Source organism: Acidovorax sp. 99 (assembly GCF_003096455.1).
Classification (GTDB): domain Bacteria; phylum Pseudomonadota; class Gammaproteobacteria; order Burkholderiales; family Burkholderiaceae_C; genus Acidovorax; species Acidovorax delafieldii.
In genome coordinates, this window is sequence record NZ_QEKU01000001.1 from 1665001 (window position 1) to 1667500 (window position 2500).

Consider the following 2500-nt stretch of genomic DNA (forward strand, 5'->3'; position numbering starts at 1 on the left):
TCATGAGCGTTTGTAGTGCTAAGCACTAGTTCCAAAGAACTTGGCACTCGCCATCAAACGCCCACGCTTATCGGCTGTATATTTTTAAGGATCCCAACAAAACAAATCAGACCAAAATCTTCTTCATTTTGCAAACCTCGCTGCGATCAGCGAAGCCTTGAATTCTAGCACAATTTTTGAAGAACTGTCAAACTTTTGCTTTCTTTTGGCCCATCTATGCAATGAATCAAAAGAAAACACCCAGTACAACACTGGGTGTTTCTTGCTGTAAGAGCCTGACGATGACCTACTTTCACACGGGAACCCGCACTATCATCGGCGCAAAGTCGTTTCACTGTCCTGTTCGGGATGGGAAGGAGTGGGACCAACTTGCTATGGTCATCAGGCATAACTTGGTGCTGGGCAGTTTTTGTGAACTGCCTGGCGAATTCATAGAGTCTGGAATCAGATGTTTGTGTTTTGACTGCGTCTAACTTGGCATAACAGACTTTGAGCTTCACGCTGTGAGCGTGTTGGCTATCAAAGTTATAGGGTCAAGCCGCACGAGCAATTAGTATCAGTTAGCTTAACGCATTACTGCGCTTCCACACCTGACCTATCAACGTCCTGGTCTTGAACGACTCTTTAGGAGGCTCAAGGCCCCGGCAGATCTCATCTTGAAACGAGTTTCCCGCTTAGATGCTTTCAGCGGTTATCTCTTCCACACTTAGCTACTCGGCAATGCCACTGGCGTGACAACCGATACACCAGAGGTGTGTCCACTCCGGTCCTCTCGTACTAGGAGCAGGCTTCCTCAAATCTGCAGCGCCCACGGAAGATAGGGACCAAACTGTCTCACGACGTTTTAAACCCAGCTCACGTACCTCTTTAAATGGCGAACAGCCATACCCTTGGGACCGGCTACAGCCCCAGGATGAGATGAGCCGACATCGAGGTGCCAAACACCGCCGTCGATATGAACTCTTGGGCGGTATCAGCCTGTTATCCCCAGAGTACCTTTTATCCGTTGAGCGATGGCCCTTCCATACAGAACCACCGGATCACTATGTCCTGCTTTCGCATCTGCTCGACTTGTCAGTCTCGCAGTTAAGCACGCTTATGCCATTGCACTATCGTCACGATGTCCGACCGTAACTAGCGTACCTTCGAACTCCTCCGTTACGCTTTGGGAGGAGACCGCCCCAGTCAAACTGCCTACCATGCACTGTCCCCGATCCAGATAATGGACCTAGGTTAGAACCTCAAACACACCAGGGTGGTATTTCAACGTTGGCTCCATGAGAACTAGCGTCCTCACTTCAAAGCCTCCCACCTATCCTACACAGATCTGTTCAAAGTCCAATACAAAGCTACAGTAAAGGTTCATGGGGTCTTTCCGTCTTTCCGCGGGGAGATTGCATCATCACAAACATTTCAACTTCGCTGAGTCTCAGGAGGAGACAGTGTGGCCATCGTTACGCCATTCGTGCAGGTCGGAACTTACCCGACAAGGAATTTCGCTACCTTAGGACCGTTATAGTTACGGCCGCCGTTTACTGGGACTTCAATCAAGAGCTTGCACCCCATCATTTAATCTTCCAGCACCGGGCAGGCGTCACACCCTATACGTCCACTTTCGTGTTTGCAGAGTGCTGTGTTTTTATTAAACAGTCGCAGCCACCGATTTTTTGCAACCCCGTTGGGCTCCCTCTGTACGAGTTCACCTACTTGGGGCATACCTTCTCCCGAAGTTACGGTATCAATTTGCCGAGTTCCTTCTCCTGAGTTCTCTCAAGCGCCTTAGAATACTCATCTCGCGCACCAGTGTCGGTTTGCGGTACGGTCGTCAATAGCTGAAGCTTAGTGGCTTTTCCTGGAAGCAGGGTATCACTCACTTCGTCTGCAAGCAGACTCGTTATCACCCCTCATCTAAGCCCGGCGGATTTGCCTACCAGGCACGACTACAGGCTTGAACCAACATATCCAACAGTTGGCTGAGCTAACCTTCTCCGTCCCCACATCGCACTATTGATCGGTACAGGAATATTGACCTGTTTCCCATCAGCTACGCATCTCTGCCTCGCCTTAGGGGCCGACTCACTCTACGCCGATGAACGTTGCGTAGAAAACCTTGCGCTTACGGCGAGGGGGCTTTTCACCCCCTTTAACGCTACTCATGTCAGCATTCGCACTTCTGATACCTCCAGCATCCGTTACCAGACACCTTCACAGGCCTACAGAACGCTCTCCTACCACTTGCAATAAATTGCAAATCCGCAGCTTCGGTAACTGGCTTAGCCCCGTTACATCTTCCGCGCAGGACGACTCGATCAGTGAGCTATTACGCTTTCTTTAAATGATGGCTGCTTCTAAGCCAACATCCTGACTGTTTTAGCCTTCCCACTTCGTTTCCCACTTAGCCAATTTTAGGGACCTTAGCTGGCGGTCTGGGTTGTTTCCCTCTTGAGTCCGGACGTTAGCACCCGGTGCTCTGTCTCCCAAGCTGTACTCTGCGGTATTC

Annotated in this window: 2 rRNA genes (1 of these 2 cut by a window edge); both read right to left on the reverse strand. The window is 50.3% G+C overall.

The features are described 5' to 3' along the window. Positions 1–273: 273 nt before the first annotated feature. Positions 274–386, reverse strand: a 5S ribosomal RNA gene (rrf, locus tag C8C95_RS07840). Between the two features lie 143 nt (positions 387–529). Then, positions 530–2500 (reverse strand): 23S ribosomal RNA (locus C8C95_RS07845) (it continues 908 nt past the right edge of the window).